The organism is Sporosarcina ureae, assembly GCF_002109325.1.
Classification (GTDB): domain Bacteria; phylum Bacillota; class Bacilli; order Bacillales_A; family Planococcaceae; genus Sporosarcina; species Sporosarcina ureae_C.
Genome location: NZ_CP015348.1, coordinates 692,607 through 711,593 on the forward strand (window position 1 = coordinate 692,607; position 18,987 = coordinate 711,593).

22 protein-coding genes and 1 riboswitch are annotated in these 18,987 nt (G+C 39.6%); of the genes, 12 read left to right on the forward strand and 10 right to left on the reverse strand.

What is annotated here, in order from left to right:
• Positions 1 to 247: 247 nt before the first annotated feature.
• Positions 248 to 820, reverse strand: coding sequence for a hypothetical protein (locus SporoP32a_RS17155; RefSeq protein WP_232319576.1), 573 nt, complete (start codon positions 818 to 820; stop codon positions 248 to 250).
• 227 nt (positions 821 to 1,047) lie between these two features.
• Between SporoP32a_RS17155 and SporoP32a_RS03435 the strand changes: the two genes are divergently transcribed.
• Both SporoP32a_RS03435 and SporoP32a_RS03440 read left to right on the forward strand, forming a co-directional pair.
• Positions 1,048 to 1,260 carry a helix-turn-helix transcriptional regulator gene (locus SporoP32a_RS03435; RefSeq protein WP_085426644.1) on the forward strand — a complete coding sequence of 71 codons (213 nt, stop codon included), beginning with the start codon at positions 1,048 to 1,050 and terminating at the stop codon, positions 1,258 to 1,260.
• Positions 1,257 to 1,742: a hypothetical protein gene (locus SporoP32a_RS03440; RefSeq protein ID WP_085426645.1), complete on the forward strand. Its 486-nt coding sequence runs from the start codon at positions 1,257 to 1,259 to the stop codon at positions 1,740 to 1,742. Before SporoP32a_RS03435 ends, SporoP32a_RS03440 begins: the two co-directional genes overlap by 4 nt.
• A 43-nt stretch (positions 1,743 to 1,785) precedes the next feature.
• Here the strand turns inward: SporoP32a_RS03440 and SporoP32a_RS03445 are convergent, their stop codons facing one another.
• From SporoP32a_RS03445 to SporoP32a_RS03455, 3 genes are all read right to left on the reverse strand, one after another.
• Complete coding sequence (locus SporoP32a_RS03445; protein WP_085426646.1) at positions 1,786 to 2,295, reverse strand: QueT transporter family protein; 510 nt, start codon at positions 2,293 to 2,295, stop codon at positions 1,786 to 1,788.
• 154 nt (positions 2,296 to 2,449) lie between these two features.
• Complete coding sequence (locus SporoP32a_RS03450; RefSeq protein ID WP_085426647.1) at positions 2,450 to 3,205, reverse strand: 3-oxoacyl-ACP reductase; 756 nt, start codon at positions 3,203 to 3,205, stop codon at positions 2,450 to 2,452.
• Positions 3,206 to 3,260: 55 nt separating this feature from the next.
• The gene (locus SporoP32a_RS03455) at positions 3,261 to 3,482 is read right to left on the reverse strand and encodes a DUF2829 domain-containing protein (RefSeq protein ID WP_085426648.1); all 222 of its coding nucleotides are present in this window, start codon (positions 3,480 to 3,482) and stop codon (positions 3,261 to 3,263) included.
• Between the two features lie 293 nt (positions 3,483 to 3,775).
• Here SporoP32a_RS03455 and ahlS point away from each other — a divergent pair, with 293 nt between their 5' ends.
• The 5 genes from ahlS to SporoP32a_RS03480 all read left to right on the forward strand — a co-directional run bounded on the left by ahlS (position 3,776) and on the right by SporoP32a_RS03480 (position 7,829).
• Complete coding sequence (ahlS, locus tag SporoP32a_RS03460) at positions 3,776 to 4,621, forward strand: AhlS family quorum-quenching N-acyl homoserine lactonase (RefSeq protein WP_085426649.1); 846 nt, start codon at positions 3,776 to 3,778, stop codon at positions 4,619 to 4,621.
• Between the two features lie 17 nt (positions 4,622 to 4,638).
• Complete coding sequence (locus tag SporoP32a_RS03465; RefSeq protein WP_085426650.1) at positions 4,639 to 5,814, forward strand: iron-containing alcohol dehydrogenase; 1,176 nt, start codon at positions 4,639 to 4,641, stop codon at positions 5,812 to 5,814.
• Positions 5,815 to 5,871: 57 nt separating this feature from the next.
• Positions 5,872 to 5,971: riboswitch (purine riboswitch) on the forward strand.
• A gap of 51 nt (positions 5,972 to 6,022) precedes the next feature.
• A complete protein-coding gene (locus SporoP32a_RS03470) occupies positions 6,023 to 7,186 on the forward strand; it encodes an MFS transporter (protein WP_085426651.1) in 1,164 nt (387 codons plus the stop codon).
• A 46-nt stretch (positions 7,187 to 7,232) separates the two neighbouring features.
• Positions 7,233 to 7,568 carry a DUF3784 domain-containing protein gene (locus tag SporoP32a_RS03475; protein ID WP_085426652.1) on the forward strand — a complete coding sequence of 112 codons (336 nt, stop codon included), beginning with the start codon at positions 7,233 to 7,235 and terminating at the stop codon, positions 7,566 to 7,568.
• Positions 7,569 to 7,583: 15 nt separating this feature from the next.
• Positions 7,584 to 7,829: a hypothetical protein gene (locus tag SporoP32a_RS03480; protein WP_085426653.1), complete on the forward strand. Its 246-nt coding sequence runs from the start codon at positions 7,584 to 7,586 to the stop codon at positions 7,827 to 7,829.
• A 301-nt stretch (positions 7,830 to 8,130) separates the two neighbouring features.
• On the opposite strand, the gene SporoP32a_RS03490 is transcribed toward SporoP32a_RS03480, so the two are convergent.
• Positions 8,131 to 8,649: a hypothetical protein gene (locus SporoP32a_RS03490; RefSeq protein WP_085426655.1), complete on the reverse strand. Its 519-nt coding sequence runs from the start codon at positions 8,647 to 8,649 to the stop codon at positions 8,131 to 8,133.
• Between the two features lie 83 nt (positions 8,650 to 8,732).
• On the opposite strand from SporoP32a_RS03490, the gene SporoP32a_RS17290 reads away from it, so the two are divergent.
• Entirely contained in the window at positions 8,733 to 8,861 is a 129-nt protein-coding gene (locus SporoP32a_RS17290) for a hypothetical protein (RefSeq protein WP_255396833.1), read from the forward strand.
• A 56-nt stretch (positions 8,862 to 8,917) separates the two neighbouring features.
• Here SporoP32a_RS17290 and SporoP32a_RS03495 read toward each other — a convergent pair whose 3' ends face one another.
• The 4 genes from SporoP32a_RS03495 to SporoP32a_RS03510 form a co-directional block, all read right to left on the reverse strand.
• Positions 8,918 to 9,295: a PH domain-containing protein gene (locus SporoP32a_RS03495; RefSeq protein WP_085426656.1), complete on the reverse strand. Its 378-nt coding sequence runs from the start codon at positions 9,293 to 9,295 to the stop codon at positions 8,918 to 8,920.
• 213 nt (positions 9,296 to 9,508) lie between these two features.
• A complete protein-coding gene (locus tag SporoP32a_RS03500; protein WP_085426657.1) occupies positions 9,509 to 11,416 on the reverse strand; it encodes a PTS fructose transporter subunit IIABC in 1,908 nt (635 codons plus the stop codon).
• 16 nt (positions 11,417 to 11,432) lie between these two features.
• The gene (gene pfkB, locus SporoP32a_RS03505; protein ID WP_085426658.1) at positions 11,433 to 12,347 is read right to left on the reverse strand and encodes a 1-phosphofructokinase; all 915 of its coding nucleotides are present in this window, start codon (positions 12,345 to 12,347) and stop codon (positions 11,433 to 11,435) included.
• A complete protein-coding gene (locus SporoP32a_RS03510) occupies positions 12,344 to 13,096 on the reverse strand; it encodes a DeoR/GlpR family DNA-binding transcription regulator (RefSeq protein WP_085426659.1) in 753 nt (250 codons plus the stop codon). Before SporoP32a_RS03510 ends, pfkB begins: the two co-directional genes overlap by 4 nt.
• 117 nt (positions 13,097 to 13,213) lie before the next feature.
• Here SporoP32a_RS03510 and SporoP32a_RS03515 point away from each other — a divergent pair, with 117 nt between their 5' ends.
• The 4 genes from SporoP32a_RS03515 (at position 13,214) to yfkAB (ending at position 18,063) form a co-directional block, all read left to right on the forward strand.
• Entirely contained in the window at positions 13,214 to 13,480 is a 267-nt protein-coding gene (locus tag SporoP32a_RS03515; RefSeq protein WP_085426660.1) for an HPr family phosphocarrier protein, read from the forward strand.
• Entirely contained in the window at positions 13,480 to 15,195 is a 1,716-nt protein-coding gene (gene ptsP, locus SporoP32a_RS03520; protein ID WP_085426661.1) for a phosphoenolpyruvate--protein phosphotransferase, read from the forward strand. The genes SporoP32a_RS03515 and ptsP overlap by 1 nt, the downstream gene beginning before the upstream one ends.
• 768 nt (positions 15,196 to 15,963) lie before the next feature.
• Complete coding sequence (locus SporoP32a_RS03525) at positions 15,964 to 16,938, forward strand: YecA family protein (protein ID WP_085426662.1); 975 nt, start codon at positions 15,964 to 15,966, stop codon at positions 16,936 to 16,938.
• Positions 16,939 to 16,959: 21 nt separating this feature from the next.
• Entirely contained in the window at positions 16,960 to 18,063 is a 1,104-nt protein-coding gene (gene yfkAB, locus SporoP32a_RS03530) for a radical SAM/CxCxxxxC motif protein YfkAB (protein WP_085426663.1), read from the forward strand.
• Between the two features lie 50 nt (positions 18,064 to 18,113).
• On the opposite strand, the gene SporoP32a_RS03535 is transcribed toward yfkAB, so the two are convergent.
• Entirely contained in the window at positions 18,114 to 18,899 is a 786-nt protein-coding gene (locus tag SporoP32a_RS03535) for a MetQ/NlpA family ABC transporter substrate-binding protein (protein ID WP_085426664.1), read from the reverse strand.
• Between the last annotated feature and the right edge of the window lie 88 nt (positions 18,900 to 18,987).

Consider the following 18,987-nt stretch of genomic DNA (forward strand, 5'->3'; position numbering starts at 1 on the left):
CACCTAATTCGCGTATGAATTAGGTGGCTTTTTCTCCTTATATACTATCAAGTTTTTAGATGAAATAAAATTATGCCCTAGATAAATCAGTTTTTGAACTCGTTGATCTGCGCTGCAGATCAACGAGTGTCCTATGGGCGAGCGGTGAACCTCCCGGGGTCGCCGGCTGTAACGAAGATCAACTGAGCGAGTGCGATTAACAATGTGCCACAATTGCGCCCATTAGTGAAATAAGCAAATTGCTTACTTAGTCTGAGTAAGAACCTCCTGGTAATGTAAATAAATAGAATCCATTGTCTCCTCTTAACTGCCACCCTTCAAAAAAACTACTATCGTGAAACAATTCAAGAAAAGTATTATCTTCAAATTCCAAAACTAAGTCAGATATTTCTTCAAAATGATAGATATTCATAACCTTTTTACCCATAAGAATACTTTCTAGATTCTTATGGGTGAATTTATCAGGGGCTTGGGTACAATCTGAAAACCCAATTAAGACTTGATTAGCAACTAGTAATCTCCAAGGACATTCAATTATTAACCCACCATTACTAAATCCCAATCCCAATGGTAAGTTTTTTTCTGTATTCACCTCAATAACACTTTGTCCAGAAAAATAATTAAAATCAATACTACTTTGTTTCCTAAACATTTTGAGCACCACATTTCCATCCTTATTTCTACTGATAGGTTTATTCAAGTAAATGGCCGTTTCTTGAACAATGAGCCTACACATATTTTGTAAATAGTATAGCATAATTATTCCAGTAGTTTGTTTAATCACCAAAATGGCACCGTTAATTCCAATGATACTTAACATTTTAAATCAGTGTAAATCCGCTTATTACTTCAGCTGTTGTACTACTTAACTAAATGGTGTACTCATAATAGAAAAAAACTATTTAATTCTTGTTATACATTACTTCAATCATTCTGTGTTCTCCATTTTATCTAGATCGATACATACTTTTGGTCGCTTTAACCTCAAATTGTAAAGCAAACTAGACAAAAAGTATAGTTTAGTATACACTACAATTAGATGAGGTGATGAGTGGCGTGATAAAAAATCGTGTGAGGGAGTTGCGTGCTCGAGCGGATTTGACGCAAGGCGAGCTTGCTGAACGGGTTGGAGTTACTCGGCAAACGATAGTGGCACTAGAAAAAGGAAGTTATACGCCTTCTCTTCTATTAGCTATGAACATTGCAGAAGTATTTATGCTTTCAATTGAAGAGATTTTCTATAAGGAGGATGCGCAATGAACCATGTATTTCTATCAGTCACATTACGAATTTTATTATTCATTTCTCTGGCTATGATGGTGTTTGACTTTTTACGCGTTGAGCAACAATTTACTCTCATGAACAGGGGGTATACAGAAGGGTTTTCTGTTCAAGTTATTTCATGGCCTGGTTCATTAATGTTGATTGTTCTTTTTCTTTTTGTAGTAGGCAATGTAGTTTACTTTTTACGATTACGAAAAAATAAGAATACAGATATACGAGATTTCATAACATTTGAATATGATTCAACAGATGAACGTGCCATTGCGAATACACGGAAAGCTGTAAGTTATGCTTTTTCAGGTTTACTGATTTATTCCTTTTTCATGATCGGCTCGTTTATGTTTATTCCGAACTATTTCTTGGATCATATTTGGTATCCATTATTTGCAACTGCTTCTATTCCTATCAGCGGATTGATTATATATGCGATATCTTTTACCGCCTTGCAACGTGCATAAATAGTAAAAAAAGCACATTCACTATTTGCGAATGTGCTTTTTATTATTTAGTTAGATCTATTTTTTTATTCAATGCGTATATAACCATTCCACCAATTGTCATAGACAATAATTCTCCAATACCCGCTGTTAGCCAAGTCGCCCAGAATGGGAAGCCCAGCAAGATGTTCAATTGAAATGCAATTGCACACATAGATACTGCAAATACAATAGCAGTAATCACCATTTTTACAATATCATTTTTAATTTTCTTCACTAGTGCGCGGCTTATTAGCAAAGCAACTAATGTAGCCATCGAACCTATCGGCACATCCAATAGCCAAGTAGGTGACATGAAGTTAGCAAGTGCTACACCTAGCGTAACACCGACTATATAACGCTTATTATACAACGCGAGATAGTTGAACATTTCCGACAAACGCAGTTGAACCGCGCCAAAACTAATAACCGCAAATACAAATGTCACCGTTACATACAAAGCTGCAACGAGTGCTGTTTTTGCCAGTTCATTCACCGTACTTTTTGGTGAATCCTTTACATAAGACATACTCATATTATTTTCTCCTTTGTGAAATAGCTTAATTGCTATTCCAGTAATAACTACGACCAAAGGAAGAAAGAACTTATCGTTCGATCAAAAGTGTCGTAGTGCAAACAGAATTTGCTTGCTACGGTATTATAACAGAAGTTCCTGTATTAGAGAAGCTTTATTTCGCTATCCATCCGCCATCGATAGGAATAACGGCACCATGGATATAATCAGCTAAGGAACTGGCTATGTATAATGTGAGGTTTGCGACTTCATTCGGTTGCGCCCAGCGTCCAGCTGGTGTTTCTTCTGCAACCCACTTCGCCATTTCACCATCACCTGCAAAATCTACTTTGTTCATTGGAGTTTGGATCGCGCCTGGCGCAATCGCGTTCGCACGAATCCCCTCACGACAATAATCCATATCCAGTTGCTTCGTATAGCCGACTATCGCATGTTTGGATGCAGTATAGGCTGCACCGCCACCACCTGCCACAAGCCCCGCAATAGAAGCCATATTCACGATGACACCCGACTCGTTAGCGAGCATATGTGGCAAGACTTCATTGGTCATGAAATAAGTACCTTTTACATTCGTATCCATAATTCGATCCCATAGCGCTTCATCAGTATCCAACGTTTTCGCAAAGCCATCCAGTACACCTGCTGTATTCAATAAAATATCAATACTGCTAAATGAATGTACAGCGTCTTTAACCGCATGTTGGATATCTTCTTTCGAGCTGACACTTCCTATGACATATCTAAACTGATTTGGATACGATTGTTTCATCGCTTGCATATCGCCTTCATTCATATCAAACGCAACTACATTCGCCCCGTTCTTAAGAAACGCATTCGCTTGTGCTTGCCCGATACCTGATGCTGCCCCCGTTACTAGCACTGTCTTTCCTACATACTCTTCAAATTTCATACTATCCCTCCAAAATAAAAAGCTCATGATCACTCATGAGCTTTGATTCATTCTATTACTCTACGACGACCCAATCTTCTGCTAACAAGTCGCAAACTGTCGGAGTGAACATAGTATAGCCTTCTCCCGTTACGTCAATGACGAAATATGGGTTCAATTTTTTACCGTCTTGCTCGCTCTCCCCTACTAGCTTGACATATAATTCTGCCCCACCCCAATTACTGCGAATTACTTTTTCGCCTGCTTTTAAACGTGGTAAAATCTCTTCAAATGTCATGTATACCCATCCTTTATTTATGTTTTAATTCGTATTGTTTGTCGGGAAAAGTATACTGGATTGAGCTGTGTTTTACAAATTAAACTGTTTGTTCTTACTTCAATCTTATTAACACATTTCGAATCTTGATTAGTCTTTTATTAAAGTACTTAAGAAATTATAATAACTTCATCTACCTCAACAAAATTCAGAATAATCAACTTATTACTTGCGTGAGAGAAATAGATTCTGTTAAACTTTGGTAAGCAATAACAGATCATTATACATTCAAACAATAAAAGGAGATGGTAGTAATGAATTTGATTAATCAACAGCCAAAACTTTACGTTATGGATAACGGAACTATGCGAATGGATAAGAACTTTATGATTGCTATGCATAATCCTGCTACTATTGATCATCCCCATCAACCGAATGAATTTGTTGAATTTCCTGTTTACACTGTATTAATAGATCATCCTGAAGGTAAGATCTTATTCGATACCGCTTGCAACCCAAACTCTATGGGCCCTGAAGGACGCTGGAGTGAATCTACACAAAAAGCATTCCCTATCAATATGCCAGAAGAGTGCTATCTTTTACATCGTTTAGAAGAGTTGAATACACGACCAGAAGATATTAAATATGTAGTGGCATCTCATTTGCATTTAGATCACGCCGGTTGCTTAGAGTACTTTACAAATGCGACGATCATTGTCCAAGAAGATGAATTCAATGGCACACTCCAAACTTACGCTAAAAATGTAACTGAAGGGGCTTATATCTGGTCAGACATTGATATGTGGATAAAGAATAATTTGCAATGGCGTGTGATAAAAAGAGGAGAAGATCATGTTAAGTTAGCTGAAGGTATTGAAATCCTGAATTTCGGCGGTGGACATGCTTGGGGTATGTTAGGTCTTCATATTAATATGCCTGACACCGGAGGAATCATCTTAGCATCAGATGCAATATATACAGCAGAAAGTTTCGGACCACCTGTAAAACCACCAGGCATCATTTATGATTCTGTTGGCTATAATTCTACTGTTGAAAGAATTCGCAGATTAGCCAATGAAACCAATTCCGATGTATGGTTCGGCCATGATCCAGTACAATTCAAGAGTTTCAGAAAATCAACGGAAGGTTATTATGAATAAGAATGGAGTAGAAGCTTATGCATAAACTGACATTCGCACCAACGAGTTATATAGGATGGGGTTGCCTCTCGGTATTACCTGACGAAGTTAAAAGACTACAAGCTAAAAAAATCCTTATTGTGACTGATCCTTTCTTACTGAAGCTCGGTATAACTGACACTATTGAAAAACCATTACAACAAATGGGTTGCACAACAGATATTTACACAGATGTAGAACCGGAACCGCCACTTGAAATCGGAGAGAGGTTGGTTGCATACACAAGAAGTCATGAATTTGATTTGGTCATTGGTTTAGGAGGCGGTAGCGCATTAGACTTAGCGAAGATCGCTGCTGTTTTGTCAATGAATGATGGAAACGTCTCAGACTATCTAAACCTATCTGGAAATCGAACTATTACGGACAAAGGTTTACCTAAAATACTTATTCCAACTACTTCAGGCACCGGATCTGAAGTTACCAATATCTCCGTACTATCGCTAAATACAACAAAAGATGTAGTCACACATGACTTTTTATTAGCAGATGTTGCTATTGTAGACCCTGAACTAACCATCACTTTGCCTCCGAAAGTAACTGCAGCTACAGGTGTTGATGCATTAACCCATGCCATTGAAGCCTATGTATCAAAAAATGCTAATCCCGTAACGGATTCTTTAGCATTTAAAGCCATACAATTAATTAGTGGAGCAATACGAACAGCAGTGAAAGATGGTGAAAATAAACAAGCCCGCTCTGATATGAGCTATGGAAGCTATCTAGCCGGATTAGCATTTTTTAATGCAGGTGTTGCGGGTGTCCACGCGCTTGCCTATCCTTTAGGCGGTCAATTTCATATAGCTCATGGAGATTCCAATGCTGTATTATTACCTTATGTGATGGGGTATATAAGAATAAGCTGTGAAGAACAGTTGAAACACATCTTGGAAGCCATGGGTAGTAGTACGGTTGGACAAACACAAGAAGAAGCTTCCTATACATGTATAAATAAATTGGAGGAACTTGTTAATGATGTAGGTATTCCATCTACACTTAAAGGATTTAATATTCCTATTGAATCTTTAGAAGCTCTCACTGATGACGCTATTAAACAAACCAGAATTTTATCACGCAGCCCAATGGAATTGAAAAGAGATGACATTTTTGCGATTTATAAGTCTGCCTTCGAAGGTGTCGTGGTGGAACCACATTAATTTCGGCTCTTTCTTCTTGCCATTCTATAATTTCCGTGATAAATTGAACAATAGAAAATTTCATTTACGGAATCAACATGTATAACCTCGATAATATGGTTCGAGGGTCTCTACCAGGAACCGTTAAATCCTGATTACAAAGTCATTTTTGTAATCGGGATTTTTCTATGGAGTAATAAATGTGGTAGAACTGGTAGGAGGAGTTAGTTTGAATTTACGTGTATTATTATTGGCTATTTCAGCTATAACAGTAGGACTGGTAGAGTTGGTAGTCGGAGGCATACTGCCAGTGATTGCAGAGGACTTACATGTCTCGATTGCAACCGGGGGTCAGTTAATCACAATTTTCGCACTGGTGTATGCAGTGGCGGGACCTGTGTTATTATCATTCACTGCGAAAGTGGAGCGAAAGAAATTATATTTACTTACGCTTTTTGTATTCTTAATAGGTAACATCCTAACGTATTTGAGCCCAACGTTCGGCTTGATGATGGCTGCACGCATATTAACTGCAGCAAGCGCAGCACTCGTCATTGTCTTGTCGTTGACGATTACGGCGCGTATGGTTGAACCTCGAATCCGAGCGAAGTCACTTGGCTATATTTATATGGGGATCAGTTCATCGCTTGTGCTCGGTGTGCCAATTGGGATCGTCATAACAAATGCTTTTGGATGGCGTTCTGTATTCCTAGGAATCTCTATAATGACCATCATTTCGATTATTTTGATTGCCAAGTTTTTCGAGAAGATTCCTACAGGCGATGTACAACCACTTTCTGTACAAATTAAAGCATTGGCGAATAAAAAAATATTCTTTGCTCATATGGCAACGATGTTTATGCTAGCCGGTCATTACACCGTGTATGCATACTTCACTCCGTTCCTTGAGACAACAATGAAATTAAGTCCTTACTGGATTAGTGTCTTCTACTTCCTATTCGGATTGGCTGCAGTTGCAGGCGGAGCATTCGGTGGAGGGTTGGCAACACGGCTTGGTTCTAAGAAAAGTATTTTAATCATTCTTGGCGCGTTTGCTATTAGCTTATTCGCCCTTCCCTACTCTACGTTTTCGATTCCGCTATTCATCATTTTCATGATGGTTTGGGGTGGATTGAGTTGGGCGTTGGCACCTGCACAACAAGATTATATTATTCAAAGTGATCCTGTTACGTCCGACGTTCACCAGAGTTTCAACAACTCGGCTCTGCAAGTCGGAATCGCGCTTGGTTCGGGTGTCGGTGGTGTCGTATACAGTCAGACAGGTACCGTAACAAATATGCCTGCTGTTGGCGGTATCCTTGTCATCATTGCGTTCATATGTGCAGCTATCTCACTTTCAATGGCCGTAAAGACTCGTCAAGCAACTGTATAATCATGTAGAATGGAGTGAACTCGTTACAGAGTTCACTCCATATTTAATGAAACGAGGGATGCTTATGCTCGGTCTGCTACTCGATGTTGTCATTCTGCTTGCATTTATTGTGTACGGTATTGCTCTTTGGCATGGTAAAGGCGCAGCTCTGCTTACAGGTTATAATACGATGTCTAGTGAGAAAAGGATGCAACTAAACGAACGTGCATTATTCAAGTTTATAGCAAAGATTATGTTCACTTTAAGTTTTTGTGTCGGTTTATTCGCAGTGAGTGAACTGCTAGGAGAAGATATATATTTCATAGTGGGACTATCACTTTTCGTGATAGTACTCGGTTTTGCATGGATTTACGCAAATACAGGAAATCGATTTAAAAAATAAGGCAGGTGTTGAACAATGGTTAGAAGACGTGGTATTTATGAAATTGAAGTACTAAGCATGCCGCTTCAGTGTACACTTTGCGGTGGCACAACGTTTATTCACCGAGAAGTGTACATGGATGTAGAACCCACATCCAAAGAAGTACCTGCTCGCCTAACATTACAATCTTTTGCTTGTGAAGTATGTAGTACAACGCAGTTGATTCAAGAACAGTCGCATCATGACGAACCAAATATTGTCTATATCGAGGTGGATGCATGATGGTAGAAGAACTAGAAAGCGTTAGAAGCCATATAACAATTTTAGACTATCTGCTTATTTGTCGTCTTTGTACGCATGATAAATTTATCCCCTATCGAACCGTATCAAACGTGGAAGAACCGGGAGTTGGTGTGTTATCAATTGGCTATTCCGCAGTATGTGATCGATGTGGTTGTGTGACGGAGTTTGGTGATCCCAGTCATCCAAGTGAAGATGGTATGGATTATATATGGGCTCTTAAACAAACAATAGTACAGTAGAATTTAAAAAACGCTCCGTATAAGGAAGCGCTTTTCTTTTGCTATGAGACTTCCCCAATTCGCACCATCATGTCCAGTACACTTTCTAGGAATGCATCGATTTCACACATATGTTCTTCCGTCAATTTCGGTTTAAATTGAATACGTACACGATTCATCAAGCCTGGCTCTGTTTGTTCATATCGAAAACTAAGTGTTTGCGTATAACTAATATCGTTTTCCCAAACTGTACGAAGGATACTCGCAATTTCCTCACATTCCCTATCTACATCAGAAATGAATGTGCGAACGAGGAGCGTTAGCGTGCAACCCGGCTCCGTTTCTTCAACTTCGAGTATTTCATTCGCAAGTTCCTTAAGGGATGAACTCAAAGTGAGATCCACGATGACTGACGGATATCCGACTTTTGAAAAACGAATCGTAAATTCTCTTGCCATAATAGCTAAATCCAATTGATCTTTACGATTTAAAATATGGACTGTTTGTTCTAGATTGTCCAAGTCATAAATTTGATTTTCAAATGCCACTCTTAAATTTTCAAATACAGTTGGATCGTACATAGCGTGGCCTCCCCATCTCTTATATGTATAGATTTTTTCAATAAAGCCACCTTATATGCAAATCGTGAAGGGAGGTTATGTGTATGACAAACAAAGCCGCTTCGATTGCAAAGTTAAACGCGGAGGAATTACATGCTTTACACCACCTGGAAAACAAACTAGGTGTGACACTCGTTGCGTATGAGAGTACTATCTCAAAAAACACGAAATAATAGTGAAGTGGTACTTTCTATTACAGAGAGCACCACTTCTTTGTTTGAAATAAAAATTAAACACAAACGGTTGCTAATATTTTTTGAATATCATAAATGGCTTGATCTTTTCTAAATTGTTTTTGGATTTGTGGAGTCTCGGAACTTGATATCCAGATTTTCAATTCCGCATCCATATCGAACGTACCTGCAGTTTCCACACTGAAGTGAGAGATACTTTTAAAAGGTACCGAATGGTATTCCACTTTCTTTCCTGTGATGCCTTGCTTATCGACTAAAATTAATCGCGTTTTCGTAAATACAATTAAATCACGGACAAGCTTAAATGCCGCTTCCACATCTTCGCTATCTGCCAAAATCATGTTCAGTTCTTTCTTCACTTCTACATTGTTTACAGCAGAAGCATTTCCTAATAGCGCATCAAATAGTCCCATACAATTATTCCCCTTTTCGATATAGTTTTGTCTAAAACGTCACCATACACTGCCGTTGGGGATATCAATGGTTTTCTATCTCATACGGAAGTGTTCATTCAGAATAGTTTACCATGTTGCAGGAGAATAGGATAGAAATAGTAAAAAACTGGCCATGCAGTGTCAAATTGATCACTTCGCATGGCCAGCTCTTATTAATTATATAACTCAAAATTAAGCGGGCTTCTTCCGTAACATTCCTGCAAGTAGTCCAGTAATGATAGAACCCACGACAATTGCTAAAGCGTAAAGCACAATCTTGCTAATTCCACCTTCGACGAGACCCATGACGAAGATTCCACCATGTGGTGCACGCAAGGAGATATCAAAAGCCATCGTCAGTGCACCTGCCGTCGCTGCCCCTACTACGGCAGCGGGAATAACACGCAATGGGTCAGCTGCTGCAAACGGAATGACACCTTCTGTTATGAAGCAAGCGCCCAGCACATACGCTGTTTTACCAGCCTCGCGCTCAGTTTTTGTATAACGATTCTTAAATAATGTAGTCGCTATGGCCATCCCAAGCGGTGGTACCATACCGCCAGCCATTACAGCCGCAATAAATTGGAAGTTTTGTGCGTCAAGCATCGCAATACCGAATGTGTACGCTGCTTTATTAATGGGTCCACCCATATCCACAGCCATCATTCCACCAATGATTAAACCAACCAAAATTTGATTTGTCCCACCCATTCCTTCAAGGAAAGTAGAGAATCCTGTGTATAGCTTAGCCAACTGTGGATTGATGACCAACATGATTAATCCTGTCGCTGCAATACTGAAAACCGGATAAAACAGTACTGGCTTTAACCCTTCCAATGAATTAGGCAAACGCGCAAACAGTTTTTTGACGAGTAATGTAATATATCCTGCCAAGAATCCAGCGATTAATCCCCCTAAAAATCCTGAACCGCCGTCTGCTCCATCCACACCTGAAACTGTAACAGCAATCAAACCGCCAATCATACCAGGAGCAAAACCAGGTCGATCCGCTATACTTGAAGCAATGAAACCAGCCAATACAGGAACCATCAGGAAGAATGCTTTCCCACCGCCTATAGTGTTAAGCATGGCTGCAAAAGCATTATATTCAGGACTGTCAGGATTGGATGATTCAATTCCCCAAAAGAAAGAGAGCGCTATCAATATTCCCCCACCGACAACGAATGGTAGCATGTTGGATACGCCATTCATCAAATGCTTATAAAAACCGCTTTTCTTTTCCCCTGATGATGTATCTTCCTGACCTTTTTCAGGTTGATAAATCGGTGCATCTTTTTGAATCGCTCTGTCCAATAACGCATCGGTTTCATAGATCGCATCCCCGACTTTCGTCTGGATCACATGTTTACCAGCGAATCGTGCCATTTCGACTTTGGTATCTGCCGCGACAATAATGGTGTCTGCCTCCGCAATTTCTGCATCTGTTAATCTATTCTTCACACCTGATGAACCGTTTGTTTCGACTTTCAAAGAAAGACCACGTTCTTTTGCTCTCTCATTCAGTTTTTCAGCAGCCATATACGTATGTGCAATTCCTGTTGGACACGCAGTGACCGCTAGCAGACGTACAGTTGACTTCTCTTCTTGAGTTGTTTGAACTTCTTCCACGGATTCCTCATCTAATTCCGATTCCTTCTCATTAACAGCTTGCAAAACGTCCGCCGCTGTTTGTGCAGACAAGATTTTGTCGCGGAATGACGTATCCATCAAGAATGTAGCCAATCTAGACAGTGCATCCAAATGATCGTTGTTAGCCCCTTCACTCGCAGCAATCATGAAAAACAAGTGTGCAGGTTGACTATCAAGCGATTCAAAATCTATTCCTTCAATAGATCGACCAAACGCGATAGCAGGTGTTTGCACCGCAGCTGACTTCGCATGCGGGATAGCAATTCCTTCTCCAATCCCCGTTGTACTCTGACTCTCACGTTGTAGAATATCATTTGTAAATTGTTCTTTATCACGCAGATTCCCCGCATCATGTAGCTGCTGGATCAGTTCTGTTAGGACCGCTTCTTTGGAGCTGGAATGCAAATGCAAATTAATTGTCTTTTCCGTCAAGAGTTGTGTAATTTTCATAAAATAGCACCTCTTCCTATTGTTTGCTAATAATCACTTGACTTACTAACGATTCAACATCTTCTTTTTTACATAAATCAGATTGGAAAGCAGTGGCACTCCCGCTTGCTACGCCATATCTAAATGCTTTTTCTGCACAACCATCCTGAGAATAAGACGCAATAAAACCCGATACTAGTGAATCTCCTGCACCTACTGAATTAACTAGCTTTCCTTTTGGTACAGTGGCAAACAATGTTTCTTCGTCAGATACATAGAGCGCACCTTCCCCACCCATCGACACTACAACATGTTGAATTCCGTCACCGATTAATTCTTTAGCGTAAACAATCGCTTCTTCTTTACTGTGTATAGTCTTACCAACCAATTCTTCAAGTTCTTGCACATTGGGTTTGATGAAGAAAGGTTTGATTATTTCCATAATCTGTTTCAAAGCTGGTCCTGACGTATCAACTACCAGCTTCACTTTATTTTGTTCACAATATGCTGCAAGTTCTAATAAAAAAGATGAAGGTAACGAGGCTGGTATCCTTCCTGCAATTATCAACCAGTCTTCTTCTGATAAGCGTCCAATTCGCTCGATAAGGCTTTGAATATTCTGTTCATTCAATTCAGGCCCCGGTCCATTTAATTCTGTTTCTTCGGTAGATTTGATCTTCACATTAATTCGAGTGTTTTCTGGTGTCCGAATAAAATCCGTTTTTACTCCTTCATCTCGTAAAAAGTTCTCGATATAATCTCCTGTGAAACCGCCAATGAAGCCCCCCGCTATAGTATCTACACCTAGTCTTTTGACTACCCTCGATACGTTTATACCTTTTCCTCCAGGGTAATAATATACTTCATTTGAACGATTTAGTTCTCCAAGCTCAAAAGCGGGTATATAGGTGGTATAGTCCACTGATGGCATGAATGTACATGTATAAATCATTTCTGTACCACCTTTACTAACGTTTTTTCTTCTAGTTCATTCAAGATCTCGTCTGGTAATTTATCTATCAGTAATACCGCTTCGTCGATAGATAAAAATTTAATAAAACTACTTTTTCTCAATTTGGAATGATCCGCCACAATGTACGTGGTTCTCGATAGCTCAGCTGCCAAACTTTTCACTGATGCTTCATCGGGATCGGGAGTTGTATATCCATTAACAGAGTCCACTCCATTCGTACCGAGAAAGCATTTATTGAAATGATATTGTTTCAAAGATGTCATTGCCTGTTGCCCTACAAGTGCACCTGTTGACGCTTTGACATACCCTCCAATTAAATAAGAGGAAATACCATGCTCAGTTAGTGATTCCACATGTGTCAGTCCATTTGTTACAACCGTTATATTACGGTCTCTTAGAAAAGGGATCATTTGATACGTAGTTGTACCTGCGTCTAGATAAATAAAATCTCCATCCTTTACTAGGTCCGCAGCCAATGAAGCAATTTGAACTTTTTCTGCCAAATACTTTTCTGACTTCGCTGAGATGCTAAGTTCCTGCATATCCCGATCTGGCATTGTAGCTCCACCATGAATACGCTGAAGTTTATTAAGTGTTTCAAGTTCAGTTAAATCTCTTCGAATGGTAGATTCCGATGCGCTGGTTGCTTCTACTAATTCTGAGATCTTTACTGTTTTATGAGTAGCTAATTTATTTAAAATCAATTCAAACCGTTCATTTGTCAGCATATGCAACCCACCTTCTCTATCAATAACACCATATTACTTGAATTATTCAATAAAATCCATCATAATCATTCATAAGCAGTCAAAAACATTCAAAACAATTCATAGGAGGTTTTCGTAATGATAAAAAAACAATTCATATTCAGCAATGGTGAAGGGCTTCACGCTCGTCCAGCCGCCCAATTGGTCGCTGCTGCTACCCCTTTTAAATCAGAACTTTCACTTGAGTATAAAGAAAAAAAGGTAAATCTAAAATCTATTCTTGGTGTGATGTCACTTGGCGTCGCTGGAGGATCTACAATTACATTGATTGCGGATGGTGAAGATGAAATAGACGCGATGAACAAGCTGGAGGAATTATTACGATCTGAAGGCGCAGAAGACTAATGACAAAGATCCTTCAGGGCATCGCAGCCTCCAATGGTATTTCTATCGCCAAAGCCTTTCGTCTAGAAAATGCGGAGTTGACTGTACTGAAGGAATCCATTTCAGACGTGTCAACAGAGATAGATCGTCTACAAAACGCTCTTTCTCATTCCCGATCAGAATTGACGACGATTCAGAAACAGACACAAGAAAAGTTCGGTGAACAGGAAGCAGCTATTTTCAGTGCACATGTACTTGTTCTCGACGATCCAGAATTACGCACAGCTATTACAGATACAATCCAGACGCAACACGTAAACGCCGAATATGCAGTACAAGAAGCGGCAAACTTATATGTTTCAATTTTCGAAGCGATGGATGATCCATATATGAGAGAACGCGCTGCTGATATTCGGGATGTAACAAAACGAATCCTTTCCCATTTGCTCGGCGTCAGCATTCAAACGCCCGAAGACATTACGCAAGAGGTCGTCATCATTGCAGAAGACTTGACGCCTTCTCACACTGTTCAACTGAATCCTGAACTAATTAAAGGTTTCGTAACAGATATTGGGGGTCCTACTTCTCACTCTGCTATTTTAGCGAGAACATTGGAAATTCCAGCCGTTGTCGGAAGTAAAACCGCAATGGCTATGATTCAAAACGGTGAAATCATTATTGTAGACGGTGAAGCTGGGAAGGTTATTGTAAACCCTGACGCAGAAACATTAGCCGTTTATCAAGAAAAGCAGCAGGCATTTGCCAAACAAAAAGCCGAATGGCAGTTACTTGCGAATGAGCCTGCTATTACACTTGATGGTCATCGCGTTGAATTAGCTGGAAATATTGGGACACCCGATGATGTGGAAAATGTCTTGAAAAATGGTGGAGAAGCGATTGGATTATTCCGGACGGAGTTTCTTTACATGGGAAAAGAACAATTCCCTACCGAAGATGAGCAGTTTGAAGCATATAAAAGCGTGCTAGAGCAAATGAACGGAAGCGCTACCATTGTTCGTACTCTAGACATTGGTGGAGACAAAGAATTACCGTATTTACAACTTCCACATGAAGCCAATCCATTCTTAGGATTACGAGCAATCCGTCTATGTCTTGATCATGAAGAGATGTTTAGAACACAGTTACGCGCTTTATTGCGTGCCAGTATATATGGAAACTTGAGGATCATGTTTCCGATGATCGCAACGATTAATGAATTCAGGCAAGCAAAAGAACTATTTTTAGACGTAAAGCAACAACTTATTAGTGAAAGAATCGAAGTAAGTGAGACGATTCAACTCGGAATTATGGTTGAAACACCGGCTGTAGCTATTTTGGCTGATGTATTTGCCAAGGAAGTAGATTTCTTCTCCATTGGTTCAAATGATTTAATTCAGTATACGATGGCTGCTGATCGGATGAATGAGCACGTTTCTTACCTCTACCAGCCGTATAATCCATCTATTTTACGCTTTATCAAAATGATTATTGATGCGGCTCACAAAGAAGGCAAGATGGTGGGAATGTGTGGAGAAATGGCACGTGATGAAACGGCGATTCCTATACTGCTCGGGATGGGATTAGATGAGTTTTCCATGAGTGCATCTTCCATACTTCGTACACGTTCACAAATCCAGAAACTATCTAAGGTTACCTTAGAAAAACAGATAGATCATATTCTTTCCCTATCTACCGCGGATGAAGTGTTGCACTTCATTAAAAGTCTAGATAGCTAATACTACGTAATGGACCACTCTTTGAATCTAGATGATTCAAAGAGTGGTTTTTCATTTCTCCAGCATCCTTTGATCAGAAAAGCATTATACGATCTCGCCTCTCATTTTGTATACTTAGCCATATAATTATTATGGAAAGAAAGTTTGTGGAGAATGAATTTCACTCACTATCTGTTATAAAAAATGAATCTCTAGACATTACAACTTTCTTAGGTTGTTCCATCATCTCTCTAGCAGTAGATATTCATATACTACATAGAGCGGTGGGAGGTGAATGCTTTGAAAAAAGAAAATAATTGTAAATGTGGAGATCACCATTACTGTCAGAAGTGCCTCAAAATAAAATGCGATGCCAAATACTGTAGCCGTTGTAGAAAAGACTTATGTAATCCATGCTCATATTCATACCTAAATGGAAACCTATTAATTTCCTCATTTTTCGGATGTACATATAAAAGCCAATGATTAAACAGATGTCTACATACAATAAATACAGCAAGTTAGACTGCTCCATAGGTCACCTCGAAATAGCATATGGATAAACAAACAAAATGGTAACCTGTTTACCTAATTTTTTCCGGGAACATATGAGAGGATCTAACTGCATACTTTGCTTTCTTCCATTTTCTTGATTACTACTACCACTATTATTTAGTACAAATAAGCGAATACTTCACTGCAGTTTATTCATCACACATATATCATGCGAACTCGCCTCTCGTTTGGTACACTTAGAGATGTAGTAATTTTAAAAAGGGAAGTGTTTTAATGGTTGGACGTAATGATCCGTGCCCTTGTGGCAGTGGAAAGAAATATAAAAAGTGCTGTGAACGAAAAGAAGCTGTGACAGTTGAAGATTTACTGACAGATGAAATGGAGAATATACTACAGACGTTTTATGACATTCATCCAGAGCGACCAGATGTACCGGCGTTCGTGGAATTTGCAAATACATGGAAATCTTCATTGAATAGTTATTTACCACAAGAAATGATTGAAACGATTGCGCTTGATGAATTCTTCTTCCATCAACGGAGAGATATTTGGGACGACTATTTGGCCAAGCAGAAGAAAAAACATATTCGCCCATCGATTCTAGAATTACTTGATAGATGGTCAGAGCCGAAGGTATTTGTCGGTGAAGTAACTGCTGTCGGAGATACATATTTAACGGCTACAAGTATTCTAGGTGATGAAACGATTGAATTGTGGAAAGAAAGCGATAAGCCTGTTCCCGTAGGTGTCCACTTCTATTGCTTCATTCTTTCCGATGGTACGTCTGAAAGTAACTATCTAGCAGTCTCAAGTTTAATCTTCTTCCCGACTGATCATTCGGAAGCGATCAAACAGTTTGCTGAAACTCTTGCGGACACGCAAAATCCTTCACTCAAAGACTCCATCATGAAATTCTGGATTGCGCTCGGTGAAAGTGGCTATACAGGAGATGAGTTTACCGAATTTGAAGCAGGAGTTATAGAGGCGGCTGCTGAATTTTTAAAGCAACATGACCGAGAATCCCAAGCTTTGTTAGAAGTGCTTGAAGATTTCTTAGTAGATAAGCAACCAAAAGCGCGAAAGAAACTAGCAATTGCTGCGGGTGCAATCCGATATGGTTTAGACAATAAACATTTCGAACCGCTTGATATGACATTAAAAGAGATCGCAGAAGCATTCGATGTTTCTACCTCTTCGATGAGTAAATATGCGAAAGACCTAGCAGAATATGCTAGCGATGAAAATTAATTGACTTAAGGAGTTACGAACATGGTACTATCACATTCCCGTTTATCAGATGCATGGGAAGCATATCAAGATGTAGATTTGCATGGTAAGCAAGTTCTATCCAGCATAGAATTCACGACGACCTATTTATGCAATATGCGTTGTGAACATTGCGCGGTTGGATATATGCTACAACCAAAAGACCCACAAGCATTACCACTCGAGTTGCTGCTACAGCGGCTGGATGAAATCCCCCATTTACGAACGATTAGCTTAACAGGCGGCGAGCCGATGTTTTCGAAAAAATCTGTCGAGCAGTATGTCGTACCGTTATTGCAGCATGCACATGCGCGCGGAATTCAGACGCAGATGAATTCGAATCTAACTATGCCTATTGAACGTTATGAATTAATTGCACCGTATTTGAATGTCCTGCATATTTCGCATAACTGGGGTACAGTGGATGATTTCATCGATGGTGGATTCGCCCGGATGGAACGCAAGCCACCACGTGAGCGTCGTGCCGCACAATTCGAACGAATGATTGAAAACAGCCGAGCGTTGTCTGAAATGGGTGTAATGGTGTCAGCGGAAACGATGTTGAATCGCCGAACATTACCTCATCTACAGACCATTCATGAACAAATTATCCATGAAATGAAATGTGGTCGCCATGAAATACATCCTATGTATCCTAGCGATTTCGCTTCTTCATTGGATGTACTAACTTTGGATGAAACACGTACAGCAATGTTCGATCTGCTGTCATACCGTGATCCACAAACATGGATGCTATTTGGGACTTTACCGTTTTATAATTGTAGTAACGATGCAAGAGATCAAGAATTATTTGAGAAACTTGCAGCAAGTGAAAATGTCACTGTGCGAAATGATCCAGACGGTCGTTCTCGGTTGAATGTCAATATGTTTACCGGAGACGTGATCGTGACAGATTTCGGAGATGTTCCTCCACTAGGGAATATTCAAACCGACCAGTTGACGGATTTATATACGAAATGGCAACAACATCCCTTAGCAAAAAGCGTAAGCTGTCATTGTCCTGCAGTGCGTTGTCTTGGACCGAATTTACTCGTAAAAGATGCCTATTATCCAAATGTAGACTTTTTGAAGCGACAGCAAAGATAAGGTAGATGAAAAAACCACGTATGGCTCATAGTTGAGTCCATACGTGGTTTTTATTTTCCGAAGCCTTGGAAATGTTCATCAATAGCTTCTTGGAACGTCTCTGATGCTACTGCTTCTTTAATCGCTAAAGCAAAATCCTTCTCACGATCTTCTTCTCTGACCGCAACGATATATTGCAACTCTTCACCAAGCTCTTCATGTGCTAGTGCGTCTTCCAATTCCATTTCATTGACCATAATATAATTGTCTGGAATGATGGCTAAATCACCACTTGCCATAGATGGTATCAGCTGTGCAATCAAGATAGGCTGGATGTTCAAGTTTTTCGGATTACTATCAATATGTTTTTCTGTAACTGCATAAGTGGCTGCACTTGGATCCAATGAAATTAATCCCTGTTGTTCAAGGAAACGTAGGGCTCTCGCTGTGCCTAGTTCATCATTCGGAATAGTAATCCATGAACCGTTAGGAATATCATCCATCGACGTCAACGAGTTAGAATATAAGCCTAGTCCCACACTTGGAACTTCCGTCAAAGCAACTATAGGCAAGTCATATTCTTCGTTAAACTGTTGAAGATTAATTTGTTGTTGGTTGATGTTGGCAGCTATCTCTCCATCAGCCAACTCTTTATTCGGTTCAATTAAATCTACGTATGATTCCACTTCGACTTTGTACCCTTGTTCTTCAAGTGCCGGTTTTAATGCCTGATCGATGACTTTCGCATAAATCCCTGCCGTTGTACCAATTTTTATCGTTTCATTACTGCCTGTAGGATTGCATGCGGTTAACAGCATTCCAAGGATCGTCAGCAGACCGACTAGTTTCATTTTCATCTTAAATCGTTCCTTTCAAAAAACACTATCTTCATCATATTCGCTGTAATTTTCACTGTCAAACCAAATCCTGCAATTAAAAAGATGT